Genomic DNA, 20556 nt, shown 5'->3' with positions numbered 1-20556 from the left:
CAAAGGAGCTGTATATCCATGCAACGAAGATTGGTAGCCTGGGGAGCTGTGCTGGCTATGCTGTCTGTGGGAATCGGAGCGTTCGGCGCACATATGCTGAAGGCTGTGATCAGTGAAGAGTACCTGAAAGTGTACGAGACCGGTGTCCAGTATCATATGGTTCACGCTCTGGCTCTGATTCTTATCGGCCTGGCAGCAGGCCAATGGGGAGAGAGTGCCCGGCTTGCCTGGGCGGGCCGGCTGATAGGTGCGGGAATTATTCTGTTCTCCGGCAGCCTGTATATCCTCAGCACTTCCGGGATCAAAATTCTTGGGGCTATTACACCCATCGGCGGCGTATGCTTCCTTGCCGGCTGGATATGCTTAGCTGTGGAGGCTTTCTCGCGCAAGGACTAATAAACAAGCACCCGTCCCCGGAATCCAGGGCGGGTGCTTGTTTGAGCTTGCTTACAAAAATTCGTCGATTTCATTGAGCTTGAAGGTGTAGACCTGCTTCTCGTCAACATGGTACACGCTTAGCGAGTTAGCGCCTTCATCAAAGTTCAGAATCCGGCAGGGCATAGACACCTGCTTGCCGTGCCGGTTCGCTCTCAGCCGGACCAGCTGGTTGCTCTGAATATATTCCCTGATCTTACCGAACACATCGGCCGGAGTTTCCGACGGTGTTACTACAGGCTGCTTCTTGGCGGCAGGTTTATCAGCAGGTTTGTCCGCTGGCTTTTCTGGCAATTTCACTGAAACTGGAACTGGAGTAAAGGAATCATTTTTTAGAGCCATTTTAGCGGATCTCAGAAGTGTTTCAATAGTTCTTCCAAGCTCTAGACCGGAGTTAATGTTGAAATCTGTGATTTTATCGCTGTTGTTCAACATTTCAAGTAAGTATTGCAATGCAAGCGGGTTAGTACGGGCATTAATCAGGATGTCGACATTGAAGAGATAGTTGCCATCTGTGTGTTGTAGTTTCTTGTCCATTAATCCCCCAGCTTTATCGTTTAACACGATTCATCAAATATTTATATAGTATTTAAACTATACCATTAAACATGCAGAATTTATATACCCTCCGGCAGAGAATTAAGGACTTATGACCCCTCTAATTTATTAAGGAACTAGGACAATCGTCCACACGCAGCTGAAGTAGGACGCATAACTTAGATCGTGGAACGTGATTATAGGAGGTGCTGCAAATGGTAACATTGGAGCCTGTACAGGTAGGCGATTATGTCCTGGTTGGGGTTGAAGTGAAGCTGCCCAAAACTACGCTGCTGAGCATCAGCACAAGCCGTGGATATATCATGTGCGGGGCGCTGGATATAGGACTGCTCAATAATACGTTGAGTGACCGGCAGATTATTGCCGCACGGGCAGTGGGGGTACGCACATTACCGCAGCTGCTGGCTGCCCCGCTGGAATCCGTTACAATAGAGGCAGAGAAGCTTGGCATCGTTCCAGGCATGACTGGGGCGGAGGCCCTGCTGCTGATGGTGTAGGACAGCAGACTGGATGAGTACTCAGCAGGGGGCCGGTGGCCCTCTTTTTGCCTTGAAAATAAGAATAATTATGTTGTATCACATGTTCCGGAGCATAAGGTAAGGAACCTTGGCTCATCCTAAGGGTTAGGACCGGAAGCGGCAGGACGCGGCGGGGAAAAAGGTGCTTGTCCAGTGTCCTCCTTTGTTTCGCCCTGCGGGCAGAAGGGTAAATGGAGAATAGACTAATGCATAGCCGGATGATGGACAAGCAGCCGGCAAATATATGGATAAGGAAGGGATCAACTCATGGCTAAAGCATCAAACAAAGTAAATACCGCTTCATTGGAACAGGTACTTAACCGTCAGGTAGCTAACCTCAACGTTCTATATGTGAAAGTGCATAATTATCACTGGTATGTGAAAGGTGAGCAGTTCTTTGCCCTGCATGTAAAGTTTGAAGAACTGTACGATGATATCACGCTCAAAATGGACGAGGTTGCCGAGCGCCTGCTGAGTATCAAAGGCAGTCCTGCAGCGACGATGAAAGAATATTTGGAAATTGCCACTATTCAGGAAGCAACCGGCAAGGAAGATGCACGGGGCATGGTGCAGGCACTCATCGAAGATTTCGCTACAGTAGCGGAAGAATTGACTGAAGGCATCGAACTGGCGGAAGAAGTCAGCGATCAGCCGACTGCCGACCTGTTCATCAAGATTCGCGCTGATCTTGAGAAGAACCAATGGATGCTGCGCTCTTTCCTGGGCTGAGTGATAGCTGGATAATCCTTGCTGTGTAAGTTTGAGACAAAAGCATAAACAAAGCCTCCCCTGGGTAATACCGTGCGGGAGGCTTTATTTATGCTACGAACTAAAGAAGAGAGTTCATTTAAAATTGCAGCAATGAATGTATTCAGTTCCAAGTGGAAATTCAGTAATAGTTGTATATTGTGCAGTTAAAAACAGCGAAAAGGGCTGCCTGCATCATACAACTGCAGTCTGTACAACTAAATCTGTCCGAATGGGTGAGAACCTAGGTCCAAAGGCAGTTTAATTGTACGAAATACAACTAAGCATACGCATATACCGGAATAGGATCATTGCAAGCAAACCATCAGCAAGCGATATACAAAATTAGTTATCACTAGTTTAAATCAGATGCTGTTATAGGAGCTCCAAATGTTCACCGCAGTGACGGCTAAGCTTCAAGTTCAAATCTTAAGTAAGCTTTATACTGACTAGGAATTCTCGTCATTTTTAATCATAGTGTCACTATGACTTATCACGGTTTGAATAAATTTCAATGAAGCCTGCAGTTCCGCCTCCGAGAATGTGTTCAAACCCTGAATAAAGCTCTGTTCAAAGTTTTCATGCATCTCGGCGTGAACGACAAAGAGCTGCCTGCCTTTGGGGGTAAGGCTGAAATAGACTTCTTTCCTGTTGTCATTCATCCGGCTGCGCTTAATGCAGCCTTCCTGGAGGAGCTTGCCGCTGATTTTCGTAATGCTCGCCTTGGACAAATTCATTTTTTCCGCAATCGAGGTGCTGTTAATAGGCTCGTGGTTGCCGATGCAGTCAATGACATGAATGCTTGTCAAAGAGTTTGAAGTGAAAGTCAGCCCATACTGACGGGTAAGATCAGCGAATGCATCGAGCTCGGATGCAAAAAGCTGTTCGTTTAAATGCGTTAAGTGGAGTAAGCGGCCATACAGCAACCGCTTAAGTCCTTCGGATGAGTTCATAAGGATTGGCATCTCCCTGTTATGCAAAATTATCTTTATCCTACCTCTAAATTATTCACTTGTAAACTAACGAGGGATTTCGATGTTTAACTATTAAAGCTCAGTATTTATTCCAATAAATAGATTGACAGCTATGTTTTCACGAAATATAGTTTACTAGTAAACAATTTAAATTGTTGAATGTTAACAATATTTCGGGGAGGATAACGATGAAGAATGTGTCTCAAGCGATAAGAGAACGGCGGACCATTCGGAAATTCAGCGCAAGGCCGGTCGAATTAGAAGGGATCGTTTCTTTGCTGAATGAGGCAGCAAGCCTGTACGAAGCTGAGGGGACGCCGTATTGGCGCTGTCTTTATTTCGCCACACCGGAGGCACGTGAAGAGCTGGCTGACAGCATGATTGCCAAGATGAAGGAAAGTCATCTGGGAAAACTCCTTCCTGCCAAAATTACAGAGTTATTAAAAAAAAAAGTAACGGATATTCCCGCTCACGTAGTCTTCATTGCTGAATCCGCCGACAAGCAGCGGCAGCGCGACGAAAATTACGCTGCGGTTTGCAGCATTATGCAGAATATTCAGCTGCTGGGCTGGGAACAAGGGCTAGGGATGCTGTGGTATACGGATCCCATGTTTTGCAGCGAATCATTGTTTACTGCAATAGGCCTGAGAGAAGGGGAGAGGTTTGCCGGGATGATGGAAATCGGCTACTTCGAGAAGACGCCGAAAGCCCGGAAAAGAACCCCGGCAGAGGAGCGTTGGAGTATAATAGGTGAAGACGACAGATTACATCCGGATCTCAACCCTGTTTCTTCGCAAAGCATCCTGAAACTGCTTAACGAGGCTGTATGGGCGCCAAATGACGGAATGAGAGAACCCTGGCGTTTTATCTATGTAACGGGGGGGCAAGCTGCCCGGAAACTGCGAGCCTCTGGAGAGGAAGCTTCAATACCGTTCCTTATGGTCGTAGCTACGGAGGAATCGGATCTTCACCGACAGGAAGAGGATTATGCGGCAGTGTGCTGTCTGATCCAGAACTTTCAGCTGCTGGCCAAGTCCGAACCATGGAACCTGCGCCGCCTGATTCCCGAATGGATTTATGACGCGGAGCAGTGCAGGTCATTCGGAATTCGCCCCCGGGAACGGATCGTTGCTGTGCTTGAACTGGGGGGAGAGAAGAGAGTCTCTAATTCCCTGTCTGCTCCAGTGGTTTTCGAACAGTTCAGCAGGGGGAGCGGTCTCAGGCAATAATTTCTATTAATAGCTGCAGATTCAGGCTGCAGAGTAATAAATTTGATAGTGGGTATTTGTAAAAATCGGATCTTTGTAATAAAATTAGTGAGAATCATTGATAATCAATGTGATTCAATTTATAATAATTATAATGTGATATAAAATCTAATTGCTTGTAATCAGGGAAATCCTGTGACAATACAACTTTCTGATTTCGCAAATCGATCAATGGAGGGAATAATAATTATGGCAGCAGATTTTGTCATTGAGGGACTGAAAGCGACGATTGAAGGAAAAGAAATTCTGAAGGGGATCAACCTTCAAATGAAGGGCGGAGAAATTCACGCCATCATGGGACCGAACGGTACTGGTAAAAGTACTTTGGCCTCAGCCTTGATGGGTCATCCAAAGTATGTGGTTACAGAAGGCACAGCCGTGCTTGAAGGTGAAGATCTGCTCGAGATGGCAGTGGATGAACGCGCCCGTGCCGGCCTGTTCCTGGCTATGCAGTATCCGAGCGAGATCAGCGGGGTAACCAATTCCGACTTCCTGCGCAGTGCAATTAATTCCCGGCGTGAAGAGGGCAGTGAGATTTCCCTGATTCGTTTCATCCGGCTGATGGAAGCTAAGATGAAGGAACTGGATATGAATCCTGAATTCCTGCACCGCTACCTGAACGAAGGCTTCTCCGGCGGTGAGAAGAAACGTAATGAAATTCTCCAAATGATGATGCTGGACCCTAAGATCGTCATTCTTGACGAAATCGACTCCGGTCTTGATATTGATGCACTCAAAATTGTTGCCGATGGTGTGAACTCCATGCGCAGTCCGGAACGCGGATTCCTGGTTATCACTCACTATCAGCGTTTACTTAACTACATCAAACCTGATTATGTACATGTCATGATGCAGGGACGGATTGTGAAATCCGGCGGCCCTGAGCTTGCGGAACGTCTGGAAGCAGAAGGTTATGAATGGGTTAAGGAAGAACTCGGCATTGAAGACGAAACTGTAGGACAAGAAGCTTAGAAACGCTGGAAGGAGGAAATCACTTATGACGACGCAAACCATTCTTCCCGTGGATGCCCAGAAGCTCGGCGAATTATCGCAGAGCAGCGGCGAACCGGGCTGGCTGAAGGACAGCCGCTTGAAGGCACTGGAGCTTGCCGCTGAGCTTGCCCTGCCGAAGCTGGAGAAGACACGGATTGACCGCTGGAACATTAACAACTACGGAGAGTACAAGGCAAGCCAGGCATTCACATCCCTTAGCGAAGCACCTGCTTCAATTGCCGCTCTGATCAAGGATCAGGAGGAAGGCAGCCTGATCATTCAGCGCAATTCGGGAGCCGTATATGCCCGTCTGGCTCCTGAGCTGGCTGCGCAAGGCGTGATATTCACTGATCTGCAGACAGCAGTCAGAGAGCATGGTGATCTGGTGCAGCGTTATCTGCATAAGGCAGTATTGCCTGAAGAGCATTCCATCGCAGCACTGCATGCAGCGCTGTGGAACGGCGGGGTATTCCTCTATGTTCCGAAGAATGTCATCATCGAAACCCCGCTGCAGGCGGTGCTGTTAACGGATGATGCAGAGGCTGCTTTTGTCCCGCATATTCTGATTGTTGCTGATACGAATAGTTCATTAACTTACGTAGATAACTATGTATCGGATAAGTCCGAAGCGGGTCTGCATAACGGGGCCGTTGAGGTATTTGTAGGGGCGGGAGCCACAGTACGCTATGCCACGGTGCATCAGCTTGGGCAAGATACCACGGATGTTACCTACCGCCGTGCGGTAGTGGAGAATGACGGAACGATCGAATGGATCATCGGTGAGATGAACTATGGCGATACGGCGAGCGACACCAAGTCTGTGCTGAAGGGTAACGGCTCAAGCTCGGATGCCAAGGTAATTGCTGTAGGTACCGGTTCGCAGAAGCTGAACTACACTACACAGGCCCAGCATTTTGGCAGAAACACTCCGAGTGATATGATTACCCGCGCAGTGATGCGGGATTCGGCCACTTCCATTATTAACGGAATTACGAAGATCGAGAAAGGTGCGACAAGAGCGGACGGACAGCAGACCGAGAAGGTTCTGATGCTGAGTCCCAAAGCACGCGGCGACGCCAACCCGATCCTCCTTATAGATGAAGATGATGTAACTGCAGGCCATGCCGCTTCCGTAGGACAGGTCAATTACGAGCAAGTCTATTACCTGATGTCCCGGGGAATTACGCGGCATGACGCAGAAACACTGATCATATATGGCTTCCTAGCTCCTGTTGTGTCGCAAATTCCACTGGAGGGACTGCGCAATCAGCTCCAATCTCTTGTGGAAAGGAAGTTAGGCCAATGATTAGCAGCGGAGTTCGGGAGCAATTTCCCATCTTGAATCAGAATATTAACGGCCACCCACTGGTGTATCTGGACAGCGCGGCCACTTCCCAGAAGCCGCGCCAGGTCATTGAGGCGGTCAAGTCTTATTATGAATGGGATAACGCCAATGTCCACCGCGGAGTGCATACGCTGGGCAGCCGGGCAACGGATGCTTATGAAGGCGCCCGCGAGAAGCTGGCTAAGTTCATTAACGCCCTCAGCACGAAGGAGATTATTTTCACACGCGGTACTACAAGCGCACTTAACATTGTAGCTTCCTCTTACGGACCTTCTGTCCTGCAGGAGGGGGATGAGATCGTGATTACCCAGATGGAGCATCACAGTAACTTCATTCCCTGGCAGCAGCTGGCCAAGAAGACAGGGGCAACCCTGAAATTCATTCCTCTGCAGAAGGATGGTACGGTGACGCTGGAGGATGCAGAGAAGACGATCACGGCTCAGACCAAGATCGTAGCTATCGCTTATGTATCCAATGTTATGGGTGTCACCCATCCTATCAAAGAGCTTGCAGCAATCGCTCACCGCAACGGCGCCGTAATCGTGGTAGACGGAGCACAGAGCACACCGCATATGAAGGTGGATGTGCAGGATCTGGACTGTGACTTCTATGCACTGTCCGGTCACAAGATGCTCGCCCCTACCGGAATCGGCGCTTTGTATGGTAAGAAGGCACTACTGGAGACCATGGAGCCTGTCGAGTTCGGCGGCGAGATGATTGATGATGTAGGTCTGTACGAATCGACCTGGAAAGAGCTGCCCTGGAAGTTCGAAGGCGGGACACCGATTATTGCAGGTGCCGTTGGACTGGGAGCAGCGATTGATTTCCTGCAGGAAGTGGGCCTTGATAATATTCACCGTCATGAGATGCAGCTTGCCGCTTATGCGGAGGAGCGCCTGTCAGGGATCAGTGATCTGACGATCTACGGCCCCCGAAACCGTCAGGTTGGAGTAGTAACCTTCAACCTTGGTGATGTCCATCCGCATGACGTAGCTACCGTGCTGGATGCGGAAGGGGTTGCTGTCCGCGCCGGACATCACTGCTGCCAGCCGCTGATGCGCTGGCTGGAGGTCAGCTCTACAGCTCGGGCCAGCTTCTACCTGTACAATACGGAACAGGATGTAGATTCGCTGGTTCAAGCCTTAATCAAGGCAAAGGAGTATTTCGCCTATGAACTTGGATGACTTATATAGACGCGTAATTATGGATCATTACAAAAATCCCCGGAACCGTGGTTCATTCGAAGATGATGCACTCAAGATTGAGCTGAATAACCCTACCTGCGGCGACCGCATTACGCTTCAGCTTAAGGTAGAGGACGGCGTCGTCAAGGACGCCCGTTATAGCGGCGAAGGCTGTTCAATCAGCATGTCGTCGGCTTCGATGATGACGGAAGCGGTCAAAGGCCAGACTGTAGCGCATGCGCTTGAACTGGCGGACAGCTTCTCCTCTCTGATGAAGGGTGAAGCAGCAGATTTCGGAGACTACGAAGATATTGAAGCCCTGTCCGGTGTTAATAAATTTCCGGCGCGGATCAAATGCGCCACACTGGCCTGGAACGCGCTTCGCAAAGGCATAGATACGGAAGAGAATCACCCACAACATTAGAAACAAGGAGGCTGACACCATGGCTAAGAAAGCGCCTGATATGGAGGAATACCAGTTTGGATTCCGTGACGAGCACAAGTCGATATTTCAGTCTGGTAAAGGACTCACGGAAGAAATTGTCCGGGAAATCTCCGCAATCAAAAACGAGCCGGAATGGATGCTTAATTTCCGTCTGAAGTCCCTGGAGCAGTTCCGCAAGATGCCAATGCCAACATGGGGCGGCAATATGGACGATCTGGATTTCGAAGACATTCAATATTATGTAAGACCTTCTGAGAAACAGGGTAAGACTTGGGAAGAAGTGCCTTCGGAGATCAAGGAAACCTTCGATAAGCTTGGCATTCCGGAAGCGGAGCAGAAATTCCTGGCCGGTGTCTCGGCGCAGTACGAATCCGAGGTTGTTTACCACAGCATGCAGAAGGACCTTGAAGATCAGGGTGTAATCTTCACCGATACGGATTCTGCACTGCGTGATCACCCGGAGTTGTTCAAGAAGTTCTTCGGGACGATCATTCCTCCGGCAGACAACAAGTTCGCCGCACTCAACAGTGCAGTCTGGTCCGGCGGTAGCTTCATCTATGTTCCGAAGGGTGTGAAATGTGAAGTGCCTTTGCAGGCCTACTTCCGGATCAACTCCGAGAACATGGGACAATTTGAGCGTACGCTGATTCTTGCAGATGAGGATAGCTTCGTGCATTACGTCGAAGGCTGTACCGCACCGATCTACAGTACCAACTCCCTGCATAGTGCAGTGGTTGAAATTCTGTGCATGAAGAATGCCCGTGTTCGTTACACGACCATTCAGAACTGGGCGCCGAATATCTACAACCTTGTAACGAAACGTGCGGTAGCCGAAGAAAATGCCACCATGGAATGGGTAGACGGCAACATCGGTTCCAAGCTGACAATGAAATACCCGGCTGTCGTGCTTAAAGGCCGCGGAGCCAAGGGTTCGGTATTGTCCATCGCGGTAGCAGGCAAAGGCCAGCACCAGGATGCAGGCGCCAAAATGATTCATCTGGCACCGGACACCACATCCACCATCGTCTCCAAGTCGATCAGCAAGCACGGCGGCAAGGTCACTTACCGCGGACTCGCTTCCTTCGGCCGTCAGGCAGAAGGCGCGAAATCCAATATCAAATGCGATACACTTATTCTGGATAACGAGTCCACCTCGGACACGATTCCTTACAATGAGATCATGAACGATAACATCGTGCTTGAGCATGAAGCTACAGTATCCAAGGTCTCTGAAGAGCAGCTGTTCTATCTCCAGAGCCGTGGCCTGACGGAAGCCGAAGCTACGCAAATGATCGTTATGGGCTTCATCGAACCGTTCACCAAAGAGCTGCCGATGGAATACGCGGTAGAGATGAACAGATTGATCAAGTTCGAGATGGAAGGCTCTATCGGTTAAACAGGAGCCTCGAGTATAATTAAGTAATATCCAGTACGTGCCCACAGATTCTTGACGTAATATTGTCTAAGATCTGTGGGCATTTTTTTGTTGAGTATGTCTTACAGGAATCAGCTGCTCCGGTATCGCTATCCAGTCTGATTCAGTAACGATGACCTTCTGGCCGGAACTCTTCACTTTGGAGCAAACTTTGAACTGGATAGCCCGGAGCAGGGGGATGCCGGAGGGGTTGTTGATTGGAGATGCCCGAATTATGTTCTCTGAGCTGAATGGTGTAATGATTAGGCTAATGAATAAGTGCAAGCACCGAGGCATTGCTGTTATGCTCTGCTGCTTGTGCTTTTTTGTGTGGAGTCACGCTGAAACGGACTGAGATTCCGATATCTTGTATTTTCGCGCCTGAACGGAGAGGCGCGCGATCAAATAAAGGAATGTGAGTCCAGGCGGCAGGCAAATTCTCTGATTTGCCCGATTAGCGGAATGTCAGTCCGCCTCAGGCAGGAAGGGGGCCGTTAAAGGCTTGCAGTGACACTTTTATAATATTAATACATAATATTCCTTTTAACGGACAGCCAAAAAGCTGTTTCGCAGGGTTGAATCTTGCTATATCTTAATTGAGCAGTATTTACGAGGAAATAGGAGGAATTAAAGCTATGGGAGGTCTTTTTCACCTGCTTAAGCCCTGTTTTTTCCGAAAAAACAAGGAAAATGCTCATTTCTCCCCTTTGCCGCATTAAATCATGGGTGATAAACTGCTTAAAGTCCCTAAATTGAAAGCGCATAAAAAGGTGGCTTGAGATGTGAGGTTTTGGGGCTAAGACCATGCTTACGAAGTAGCTTTACTTCGTAAAGCTTTAAGGAGGAGAGATATGGATGTTCTCAGGCAACTGCGGGGCTTTTATCGGGAGAAGCTGCACTATTTGATTCTGTCGATTATATGTTTGGCGGCCGCAACTGCAGTGGGGCTTATTACCCCCAATTTGTTAAGGAGATTGATTGATGATGTTATTGTTCCCCTAAAGTTTACTGAGGTGCCCGTACTCGCTCTTAGTGTGCTTGGTGTAATTATTGTTAAGGCCTGCCTCCAATTTGCCCATGGCTTCTTCGGTGGACGGCTGGGGAATTTTCTGGCCTACCGGCTGCGCAATGCCTGCTATGAGAAGCTGCAATTCCTGTCCTTCCGTTACTATGATACGGCGAAGACAGGTGACCTGATGTCCCGGCTGACCGGGGATTTGGAAGCGATCCGGATGTTCATCGGCTTCGGATTTGCCCAATTGCTGAATGTGTTTTTTATGGTTTTGTTCGGTTCCATCATGATGTTCACAATCAACTGGCAGCTTACGCTGGTTACTCTGATCACTATGCCGTTCCTGGCTGTAGTTGCACTCAGATTCGAATCCAAGATTCACCCGGCCTTTCAGGAGATGCGTCTGGCGTTAAGCTCCCTGACAACGGCTGTACAGGAGAATGTCACCGGGGTGAGAACAGTCAAATCGTTTGCCAGAGAGGCCTACGAAGTTGAGAAGTTCTCACACCGTAATGAACGTTATAAGGATAATCAGATTTTTGCCGCCGAGCTATGGAGTAAATTCTTCCCTGTGATGGAGCTGCTCGCTTCGGTCAGTGTAGCGATATTGCTGGGAGTTGGCGGTACACTGGTCATTAACAAGCATATGTCGCTCGGAGAACTTGTCGCTTTCTTCAGCCTGATCTGGTATATTATCGGTCCGGTATGGGGCCTTGGCTTCCAAATCAACAACTATACCCAGTCCAAGGCATCCGGAGAACGCGTGCTTCAAGTCCTTAATCAGCAGATAGATGTGAAGGATACAGAGAATGCAAGTGTGCTTGTACCGTCCGATGTGAAAGGCGAAGTGGACTTCGATCATGTTACTTTTGCTTACGGGAACAAGATGCCGGCAGTCAAGGATATTCATTTCCATGCTGAGCCCGGTGCGGTCATCGGATTCCTGGGGGGAACCGGCTCCGGGAAATCAACCATTACCCAATTGATGATGCGCGCTTATGATGTGAATCAAGGAAGTATCAAGCTCGACGGGGTGGATATCCGTGATCTCCAGGTCCGCAGTCTGCGTGCACAGATCTCGACGGTGTTCCAGGAGACGTTCCTGTTCTCCTCCTCCATCCGCAATAATATCTCCTATGGACTCAAAAATGTCAGCATGGATGAAATCATCCGTGCCGCCGAGCTGGCGAAGGCGCATGAGTTCATTATGGAGATGCCGGAGGGCTATGATACCGTGGTAGGTGAACGCGGGATGGGCCTCTCCGGCGGACAAAAGCAGCGGATTGCCATTGCCCGCGCGCTGCTGAAGAACCCGCGGATTCTCATTCTGGATGATGCGACCAGCGCGGTCGATATGGAGACGGAGCATGAGATTCAGGCAGGATTCCAGGAGGTTATGCGCGGACGTACAACCTTGATCATTGCCCACCGGATTTCCTCTCTGCGCCATGCCGACCAGATTATAGTTATGAATGAAGGGAAGATGGTGCAGCAAGGTACGCATAAGGAACTGATTGAGGTTCCGGGACCTTACCAGGATGTATACCGGATTCAATATGCCGATTATTTGGCCAGGGATAATGAACTAGGGGCAGGTGATCCGGCATGAATCTTGAGACATCCAAGCAGGCCGCAAGTGCGGCGTTAGAGAAGGATAACAGCAAGGCAGAGGAACAGACTTTGGAGGAGCGTTTCGTCTATAAGGATGATGACGTGATTGACAAGGCTTTTGACTGGAAGCAGTTCACCCGCCTGTTCGGCTATATGAAGCCATATGCCAGGCAGATGCTGCCGCTCGTTGCGGTAATGATGATTCTTGGTACAGTGACGAAGCTGACGGTTCCATTCCTGACAAGTATGGCGATCGATAAGGCAATTGCTCCCGAGGACGGCAACTCAAGTCTTACGCTGCTATACACGCTGACGGCCAGTGTTATTGTGCTATATCTGATCCAATGGATCGCCGGTGTGTACCGGATTAAATATACGAATGTGATCGGGCAACGGGTCATTTATGATCTGCGTTCGGATCTGTTCCGCCATATTCAGAAGCTCTCCTTCAACTTCTTCGACAAAAGACCGGCCGGATCAGTACTGGTGCGGGTGACGAATGATATCAACTCACTGCAGGATTTGTTCACGAATGGGGTCGTCAACCTGATGATCGACTGCGTCCAGCTGGTCGGCATTATGGTCATACTGCTGCTGATCAACTGGAAGCTGGGACTTGCGGTAATGATCACTGTACCGGTTATGTTCCTGATCTCCACCAAGCTGCGGCAGCGGATCCGGATCGCCTGGCAGGATGTGCGGATGAAGAATTCCCGGATCAACTCCCATCTGAATGAGTCGATTCAGGGGATTCGCGTGACCCAGGCTTACACCCAGGAAGAAGAAAATATGCATTATTTCGATGCCATGAATATGGACAGCCGGAAATCCTGGAACAAGGCTTCGGCAATGAACCAGGCGTTCGGTCCGATTATTGAAGTCACCGGCGGCTTCGGAACGATGATTCTCTTCTGGTTCGGGGCTTATCTGATCCAGTCCGGTGAGCTTACCGTTGGTTTCCTGGTGGCCTTCAGTACGTATGTCAGTAACTTCTGGGACCCGATTAACCGCCTCGGCCAGATGTACAATCAGCTGCTGGTGGCCATGGCTTCCTCGGAACGGATCTTCGAGTATCTCGATGAGCAGCCTGCGGTTCAGGATAAGCCGGGCGCAACGCCGCTGTCCAAGATTCAGGGAGACATTCACTTTAACAAGGTCGTATTTGAATATGAAAAAGGCCGCGCCGCGCTCAAAGGCATTGATCTCGATGTGAAAGCCGGCCAATCGATTGCCCTCGTCGGCCATACCGGCTCCGGTAAAAGCACGATCATCAACCTCATCGGCCGGTTCTATGATATCAAGAGCGGCGACATCACGATTGACGGCAGGGATATCCGAAATGTTACTCTGCAGAGCCTGCGGGAACAGATCGGGATCGTGCTCCAGGATACCTTCATCTTCTCGGGAACGATCCGCGACAACATCCGGTTCGGACGGCTGACTGCGACCGATCAGGAGATCGAGGAGGTCGCCAAGGCGGTGGATGCCCATGACTTCATCATGAAGCTGCCGGGCGGCTATGAAACTGAAGTCGAAGAGCGCGGCAGCGCACTGTCCATGGGCCAGCGCCAGCTGCTGTCCTTCGCCCGGGCGCTGCTCGCCGATCCGCGGATTCTGATCCTGGATGAAGCGACAGCCAGTATCGATACGGAGACGGAGATCAAGATCCAGGAAGCGCTGAAGCTGCTGCTTCAGGGCCGGACCTCCTTCATCGTAGCCCATCGGCTCTCCACCATCCGCCATGCGGATAAGATTGTGGTGCTGGATCATGGCGAGATCAAGGAAGAAGGCAATCACGCCGAGCTTACCGAGCGTGATGGCATTTATAACGGTTTAATTGAAGCGCAGTTCCGCTTCTTATAGGTGAATGACAAACAGCAGCCCTCCCCGGCACACTTTTATTAGCAGGGAGGGCTGCTGTTATTTTTATAGAAATTCACCCCTGCCGCTTGGCGGCTCTGCCGGTTACCCGGACCTCCAGCATCTGTGCACTAATCTCCTGCTGCCACTGAGAGTCTTCCGTATGTGCCGCCAGCATGGCTTCGTTGTTAAGCCGGGCCATTTCCCAGCAGTACACCGTGTTGACATGAAGGCAGTGCTGCTGCTCGTCGCGTTCCGCTGCGGCCAGCGGCCGTCTCAGACTAAGGGTATACAGCTCCGCAAGGCGCTGATGAACTGCAAGCATAGGTTATCTCCTCCAATTGATCGTTTGCTATCAGCCTAGCCCCGGAAACGCGGATTCAAACTGGAGCATTTGACAGAAAATAAATTTTCAGATCATAAGAAATAAAGTTCTTGAAATCGCTTTTTTTTATGCTACAATAACAGTAATACAGGATTGTGACCGGTAACGCGGGCAATGCCTAAGCTGATGCGAGTATCATTTTCTTAATGATATTGGGATCAACTTAGGCTTTTTTTGTACAAACTATATGGCGGGAGGTGAGATAGAGATGATTATCGAGAAGGTGCTGAACAACAATGTACTTCTGACCAAGAACCAGAAAGGCAAGGAAGTCATTGTCATGGGCAGAGGGATTTCCTTCAACAAGGTGGCAGGGGATTATGTAGATCCGGCTAAGGTGGACAAGATTTTCCTGCTTAATGAGAACGAATTCACGGCAAGGCTGACGGAGCTGCTGAATGATATTCCAGTGGTGCATCTGGAGCTGGCTAATGAGATTGTGATGTATGCGAACGGGGTGCTGGGCACTGAGCTGAGTGATAACCTGTACCTGACGCTGACAGACCATATTCATTTTGCGCTGCAGCGTTTCGAAAAGGGAATCCTGCTGAAGAACGCGATGCTGTTCGAAATCAAACGCTTTTACAAGAAGGAATATGAGATCGGGCTGGATGCCCTCAAGATTATCGAGCAGGCAACGGGCCTAGCGCTAGGTGAAAATGAAGCCGGTTTTATTGCATTGCATCTGGTGAATGCCAGGATGGATGGCGGCAATGAGATGAGATCAACCGTCAAGATGACGGAAATCGTGCAGAATATTCTGAATATTGTTACCTATCACTACAAGCTGGTGCTTGATGAGACTTCACTGAATTACTCGCGGTTCCTGACACATCTGCAGTATTTCTCCATGCGGATCCTGAAGAAGGAGACCAATAACAGCGGCGAGGAATTTCTGTATAACCAGGTGAGGCAGACTTATGTCAAGGCCTTCGAATGTGCAAGCAAGATCAATGAGTATCTGGAGAAATCCCATGGCCAGAGCTTAAGCAAGGATGAATATGTCTATCTGACCATTCACATCCAGCGGGTGACGGACCGTAATAGTCTGGAATAACAAGTAACCTGTGCCAACCTCACAACTTCATATTTTCCATCCTACAGGGTGTAACTGGTAATGCAGGCAAAACCTGAACTGATGGCAAAATTAGCGTTTTTGACGCCCTTTTGCCCTGAGTTCAGGTTTTTCTTGTTTGCAGGGGGGAGTAGAACTTGCTGGCACAACCCGCCTCTGCAGCGATGTTTGATCAATCAGAACATATAAAGGAGCATACCCAAGTGAGCAATAAAGACTTATCCAAACAGATTATTACACTCGTTGGCGGAGAAGGTAATGTGAATTCCGTATTCCATTGTGCAACACGCCTGAGATTCAAATTGAAGGATAACAGCAAGGCCAACAAAGCAGCGCTTGAAAAAACACCGGGTGTCATTACCGTGGTGGAGAACAGCGGCCAGTTCCAGGTCGTCATCGGCAACAATGTCAGCCAGGTGTTCGAGCAGATTATGAAGGAAACCTCTTTGCAGGATGCCGAGAAAAGCGGTAATGACGAAAGCTCCGAAAGTACGGGTGTACTCGGCAAAGCGGTCGATATTATTTCAAGCATTTTCTCTCCGATTCTTGGTGCACTCGCCGGTGCCGGGATTCTTAAAGGCTTGCTGGCTTTGATTCTCTCGCTGGAATGGATCAGCGGCACCAGCGGTACGTATCTGATTCTCAATGCGGCGTCAGACAGCGTGTTCTACTTCCTGCCTGTGTTCCTGGCAGTTACAGCGGCGCGTAAATTTAAAGCCAATCCATTTGTCTCCATAGCAGTAGCCGGGGCGCTGATATACCCTTCGGTAATTGCTGCTGTGGGTTCGCCGGACCCGCTGAACTTCCTGGGGATCAAGATTGTGCTGATTAACTATTCCTCCAGCGTCATTCCGATCATTCTGGCGGTATGGGTACAATCCTATGTGGAGAAATGGTTCCGTTCGTTTATTCATGAATCAGTCCGAAATATTCTGGTGCCCATGTTCGCGCTCTTAATCGTAATTCCGCTCACGTTCCTGGCCTTCGGGCCTGTAGGATCACTGATCAGTGACGGTTTGGCTTCCGGCTATACGTGGCTGTACAACCTTAGTCCTTTGGTTGCCGGGGCCATTGCCGGGGCATTCTGGCAGGTATTCGTGATCTTCGGTGTACATTGGGGCTTTGTACCGATCATGCTCAGTAATATTGCTACTCTGGGACATGATACTATGCTGCCAATCCTCTGTGCGGCGGTTCTGTCTCAGGCCGGTGCAGTATTCGGCGTATTCCTGAAATCCAGGAACCCGCAGCTCAAAGCTCTGGCCGGTTCTTCCACACTGGCAGCCATCTTCGGGATTACTGAACCGACAATCTACGGGGTTACCCTGAAGCTCAAGAAACCGTTTATCTACGCCTGTATCTCCGGGGCGATCGGTGGAGCGATTATCGCACAAGGCGGCGCAAGAGCACTGTCCTTCTCCTTGCCGGGACTGCTGGCCTTGCCTACTTATTTCGGAACTGGATTCATCTGGGTAATCATCGGTATTGCCGTTGCCTTCTTATTGGCTGCTGTCCTGGTATTTGTACTTGGATTTGATGACCCGGCAGCCGATACAGCAGCATCTGTTAACTCAAGCGGACCGGTTAACCCAACTACGCCAACTATGATTGACAAGGAAATGGTGGTAAGTCCTCTGGCAGGAGCACTGCAGCCGCTCGATAGTCTGCCCGATGAAGCTTTTGCTTCCGGCGCAATGGGTAAAGGCATTGTCATCGAGCCGTCCTCCGGGAAGCTGACTTCTCCGGTGAACGGAACGGTAACCACGGTATTCCCGACAGGGCATGCGATTGGCATTACTTCGGATGGCGGCGCAGAGCTGTTGATCCATGTAGGAGTCAACACGGTGAAGCTGAAAGGGAAACATTTTGACAAAAAGGTACAAGAGGGAGATAAGGTCGTGCAGGGACAGCTATTACTGGAATTTGACCTGGAAGCTATCCGTGCGGCAGGCTTTGTAACAGCGACCCCGGTCATTGTCACCAACTCGGCAGGATACCTCGATGTTCTGAAGAATACCGGAAGTGAAGTAATAAACGGCGAAGCTTTGCTAACCCTAATACACTAGAAGCCGCTCTCCATTGAGTAATTACCTGCGGCATACAAAAGGAGATACACATGACTAAGTTCAAACAGAAATTTCCGGATCACTTCCTGTGGGGCGGGGCTACTGCCGCGAACCAGCTGGAAGGCGCTTATGATCAGGGCGGTAAAGGCCTGTCCAGTGCGGATATGGTAGCCTACGTGCCCAAAGCAGAGCGAAGCAATGATCATGCTATCGAAATCAGCTCAGAGCGGATCGCTCAAATTCTTTCCGGCGAATTCAACGCACGTTTTCCCAAACGTGAAGGGGTTGACTTCTACCACCGCTACAAAGAGGACATCGCTTTATTTGCTGAAATGGGCTTCAAGGTGTTCCGTCTGTCGATCAACTGGGCACGGATTTATCCGAATGGCGATGATGCCCAGCCGAATGAGGCCGGTCTTAAATTCTACGACGATGTATTCGATGAGCTGCATAAATACGGGATAGAGCCGTTGGTTACCCTGGCGCATTACGAAACTCCGCTCGGTCTGACGCAGAAATACAACGGCTGGGCCTCCCGCAAACTCGTTGACTGCTTCACCCGCTATGCCGAAACGGTGTTCCGGCGCTATAAGGATAAAGTGAAATACTGGATCACCTTCAATGAGATCAACATGATGACCCTTAGCCCGTTTACCGGCGGCGGTGTTGTCATTGACCGTGCCGGGAATAAGCTGCAGACGATATACCAGGCACTGCATCACCAGTTCGTAGCAAGCTCGCTGGCCACCAGGCTGGTGCATGAGATTATCCCCGGTTCCCGGATGGGCTGCATGCTGGCGCGGATGGAGAGCTATGCGGCTACTTGTAATCCGGAGGATGTGCGGCTGAACCAGCATGAGAATCAGCTGAACCTGTACTTTACCGATGTCCATGCACGCGGAGAATATCCGAAATATATGGACCGTTATTTTGCAGAGCACAATATTGTTCTCCACAAGGAGCCGGGCGATGATGAACTTCTGAAGCAGTACACGGTGGATTATGTGGCATTCAGCTACTATATGACCCTCACGCTGTCTGTTAGTCCTGAAGGGGAACGGGCACAGGGTAATCTGTTCGGAGGGATAAGAAATCCTTATCTCAAGGCCTCGGAATGGGGCTGGCAGATCGACCCGACCGGGCTGCGGATTATGCTGAACACGATGTATGACCGTTACCAGAAACCGCTGTTCATCGTTGAAAATGGGCTTGGGGCATATGATAAGGTTGAGCCGGACGGCTCCATCCATGACAGCTACCGTATCGATTATCTAAGGCAGCATATTGCTCAGATGAAGGAAGCCATTATGGACGGTGTGGAACTGATGGGCTATACAAGCTGGGGACCGATTGACCTGGTGAGTATGTCTACTTCGGAAATGTCGAAGCGCTACGGCTTCATCTACGTGGATCTGGATGATGACGGTAACGGGACGTTGAACCGTTCGAAGAAAGACTCTTTCCATTGGTACAAGAAGGTCATCGCCAGCAATGGTGAAGAACTATAGCCTGCGTTAAAAGAAAAGGAGATTCGCTGAAGCCGTATCCGGGTTCAGGAATCTCCTTTTTGCATGAATTTATATGTAACCGGCCTATTCCATATAGATCTCCACGACCGCAATTTTGCGTTCGCGCGACAAATCAAGGAATTTGCCTTCGCTCTGTACGAGCGGACGGAAGACATCCAGCGGGTTGTTCATGATGATTACACCCATATCTCCGGTGCTGAGCAGTACGCGTTTGCCGATGAAATTAGGCATGAGATGCTGAATGAAAGCTTGTACCGGTTTGCCGTTCAGCTTGCCGAAGCTGAGTGAGTTGATCTCGCGCAGTACGGAAATCAGTTCCTGCTTGGACTGGTAGACACGGTGGGAGGTCATGGCGCTGTATATATCGGCGACCGCTGCAATCTGGGCATAAGGATGAATATCGTTCTTGGTAAGCTGATGCGGGTAGCCGGAGCCGTCTTCACGTTCATGATGCTGCAAGGCGACTAAAGCTGTGAAAGGATCGTTCATGGAATTCTGAATGATTTCGTACCCGTAAACCGTATGTAGTTTGATTTTGTCGAATTCGGCAGCGGTCAGCTTGCCGGGTTTGTTCAGAATATCAGGGGAGATCCGGCATTTGCCGATATCGATCAGGTATCCTGCACGGCCGATCTCATAACACTCCGCCTTGGAATATCCCAGCCAGGAGGCAATATAATAGGATAGCATCCCTACCTGCAGGGAATGGTTGTAGGTATAATTGTCTTCCCGGTCAAGCAGCAGAAGGAGTGAGACGACATCTTTGTGTTTGTCGAGCGTGGATAACGTCGGCTGGAGGATATCGTCTACAACGGACTGATTGAAGCTTCCCTTAGTGAGTGCTTCCATATATAGAGATTCAAAACCATCGATCATGATGTCGAAGCTGCTGGAGGCAGCCTGGATGATTGAGGACCTGCTTGAGGGTGCGGGTTCTTCCTGCACCGTTTCAATATCAACATAATCTACGCCATGCTGTATCAGCTTGGCGATCTCCTCTAACTGGAGTCGCGATCCTTTGGGGAGTACATGCAGCCCTCGTGAGCTGAAGGTATCCATCCGCAGATGATCACCCGGTTTTAGATCCATGACGTGTACTCTCAATGAATATGCCACCTTACTATAGCGATTTTTTCC

General features: G+C 49.7%; 18 protein-coding genes. 14 read left to right on the top strand and 4 right to left on the bottom strand.

Annotation, left to right across the window (positions count from 1 at the left end):
- The first annotated feature begins 18 nt into the window (after window positions 1-18).
- Window positions 19-396 carry a DUF423 domain-containing protein gene (locus MKZ24_RS27995; protein WP_042234425.1) on the top strand — a complete coding sequence of 126 codons (378 nt, stop codon included), beginning with the start codon at window positions 19-21 and terminating at the stop codon, window positions 394-396.
- 51 nt (window positions 397-447) lie between these two features.
- Here MKZ24_RS27995 and MKZ24_RS27990 read toward each other — a convergent pair whose 3' ends face one another.
- Window positions 448-972, bottom strand: coding sequence for a hypothetical protein (locus tag MKZ24_RS27990; RefSeq protein WP_042234428.1), 525 nt, complete (start codon window positions 970-972; stop codon window positions 448-450).
- 215 nt (window positions 973-1187) lie between these two features.
- Between MKZ24_RS27990 and MKZ24_RS27985 the strand changes: the two genes are divergently transcribed.
- A complete protein-coding gene (locus tag MKZ24_RS27985) occupies window positions 1188-1490 on the top strand; it encodes a YunC family protein (protein ID WP_039307501.1) in 303 nt (100 codons plus the stop codon).
- Window positions 1491-1778: 288 nt separating this feature from the next.
- On the top strand, window positions 1779-2240 hold the full coding sequence (locus MKZ24_RS27980) for a Dps family protein (protein WP_042234430.1): 462 nt from the start codon (window positions 1779-1781) through the stop codon (window positions 2238-2240).
- 467 nt (window positions 2241-2707) lie between these two features.
- On the opposite strand, the gene MKZ24_RS27975 is transcribed toward MKZ24_RS27980, so the two are convergent.
- A complete protein-coding gene (locus MKZ24_RS27975) occupies window positions 2708-3211 on the bottom strand; it encodes a MarR family transcriptional regulator (RefSeq protein ID WP_042234433.1) in 504 nt (167 codons plus the stop codon).
- 209 nt (window positions 3212-3420) lie between these two features.
- Between MKZ24_RS27975 and MKZ24_RS27970 the strand changes: the two genes are divergently transcribed.
- The 8 genes from MKZ24_RS27970 (at window position 3421) to MKZ24_RS27935 (ending at window position 14367) form a co-directional block, all read left to right on the top strand.
- On the top strand, window positions 3421-4461 hold the full coding sequence (locus tag MKZ24_RS27970) for a nitroreductase family protein (protein WP_340788865.1): 1041 nt from the start codon (window positions 3421-3423) through the stop codon (window positions 4459-4461).
- A gap of 228 nt (window positions 4462-4689) precedes the next feature.
- A complete protein-coding gene (gene sufC, locus MKZ24_RS27965) occupies window positions 4690-5472 on the top strand; it encodes a Fe-S cluster assembly ATPase SufC (RefSeq protein WP_042135273.1) in 783 nt (260 codons plus the stop codon).
- Between the two features lie 25 nt (window positions 5473-5497).
- Window positions 5498-6799 carry a Fe-S cluster assembly protein SufD gene (sufD, locus tag MKZ24_RS27960; protein WP_042234435.1) on the top strand — a complete coding sequence of 434 codons (1302 nt, stop codon included), beginning with the start codon at window positions 5498-5500 and terminating at the stop codon, window positions 6797-6799.
- Window positions 6796-8022, top strand: coding sequence for a cysteine desulfurase (locus MKZ24_RS27955; protein WP_340788860.1), 1227 nt, complete (start codon window positions 6796-6798; stop codon window positions 8020-8022). The genes sufD and MKZ24_RS27955 overlap by 4 nt, the downstream gene beginning before the upstream one ends.
- Complete coding sequence (sufU, locus tag MKZ24_RS27950) at window positions 8009-8446, top strand: Fe-S cluster assembly sulfur transfer protein SufU (RefSeq protein WP_042234441.1); 438 nt, start codon at window positions 8009-8011, stop codon at window positions 8444-8446. Before MKZ24_RS27955 ends, sufU begins: the two co-directional genes overlap by 14 nt.
- Before the next feature lie 19 nt (window positions 8447-8465).
- Entirely contained in the window at window positions 8466-9863 is a 1398-nt protein-coding gene (gene sufB / locus MKZ24_RS27945) for a Fe-S cluster assembly protein SufB (protein ID WP_340788858.1), read from the top strand.
- Between the two features lie 869 nt (window positions 9864-10732).
- Complete coding sequence (locus tag MKZ24_RS27940) at window positions 10733-12502, top strand: ABC transporter ATP-binding protein (protein ID WP_340788856.1); 1770 nt, start codon at window positions 10733-10735, stop codon at window positions 12500-12502.
- Window positions 12499-14367 (top strand): ABC transporter ATP-binding protein, encoded by a 1869-nt coding sequence (locus MKZ24_RS27935; RefSeq protein WP_081956446.1) that lies wholly within the window; start codon window positions 12499-12501, stop codon window positions 14365-14367. Before MKZ24_RS27940 ends, MKZ24_RS27935 begins: the two co-directional genes overlap by 4 nt.
- Before the next feature lie 73 nt (window positions 14368-14440).
- Here the strand turns inward: MKZ24_RS27935 and MKZ24_RS27930 are convergent, their stop codons facing one another.
- On the bottom strand, window positions 14441-14689 hold the full coding sequence (locus tag MKZ24_RS27930) for a DUF7667 family protein (protein ID WP_042234449.1): 249 nt from the start codon (window positions 14687-14689) through the stop codon (window positions 14441-14443).
- Window positions 14690-14957: 268 nt separating this feature from the next.
- Here MKZ24_RS27930 and licT point away from each other — a divergent pair, with 268 nt between their 5' ends.
- The 3 genes from licT (at window position 14958) to MKZ24_RS27915 (ending at window position 19398) form a co-directional block, all read left to right on the top strand.
- Entirely contained in the window at window positions 14958-15806 is an 849-nt protein-coding gene (gene licT / locus MKZ24_RS27925) for a BglG family transcription antiterminator LicT (protein ID WP_340788849.1), read from the top strand.
- 221 nt (window positions 15807-16027) lie between these two features.
- On the top strand, window positions 16028-17890 hold the full coding sequence (locus MKZ24_RS27920; RefSeq protein WP_340788847.1) for a beta-glucoside-specific PTS transporter subunit IIABC: 1863 nt from the start codon (window positions 16028-16030) through the stop codon (window positions 17888-17890).
- A gap of 50 nt (window positions 17891-17940) precedes the next feature.
- Complete coding sequence (locus MKZ24_RS27915; RefSeq protein ID WP_340788845.1) at window positions 17941-19398, top strand: glycoside hydrolase family 1 protein; 1458 nt, start codon at window positions 17941-17943, stop codon at window positions 19396-19398.
- 84 nt (window positions 19399-19482) lie between these two features.
- On the opposite strand, the gene MKZ24_RS27910 is transcribed toward MKZ24_RS27915, so the two are convergent.
- On the bottom strand, window positions 19483-20523 hold the full coding sequence (locus tag MKZ24_RS27910) for an HD-GYP domain-containing protein (protein ID WP_042234459.1): 1041 nt from the start codon (window positions 20521-20523) through the stop codon (window positions 19483-19485).
- Window positions 20524-20556: the final 33 nt, after the last annotated feature.

Origin of the sequence: Paenibacillus sp. FSL R7-0297 (genome assembly GCF_038009025.1) — a bacterium.
In the GTDB taxonomy this organism is placed as follows: domain Bacteria; phylum Bacillota; class Bacilli; order Paenibacillales; family Paenibacillaceae; genus Paenibacillus_AQ.
The sequence above is the reverse complement of the archived record's forward strand: the minus strand, read 5'-3'. Positions and strand labels throughout refer to the sequence as shown.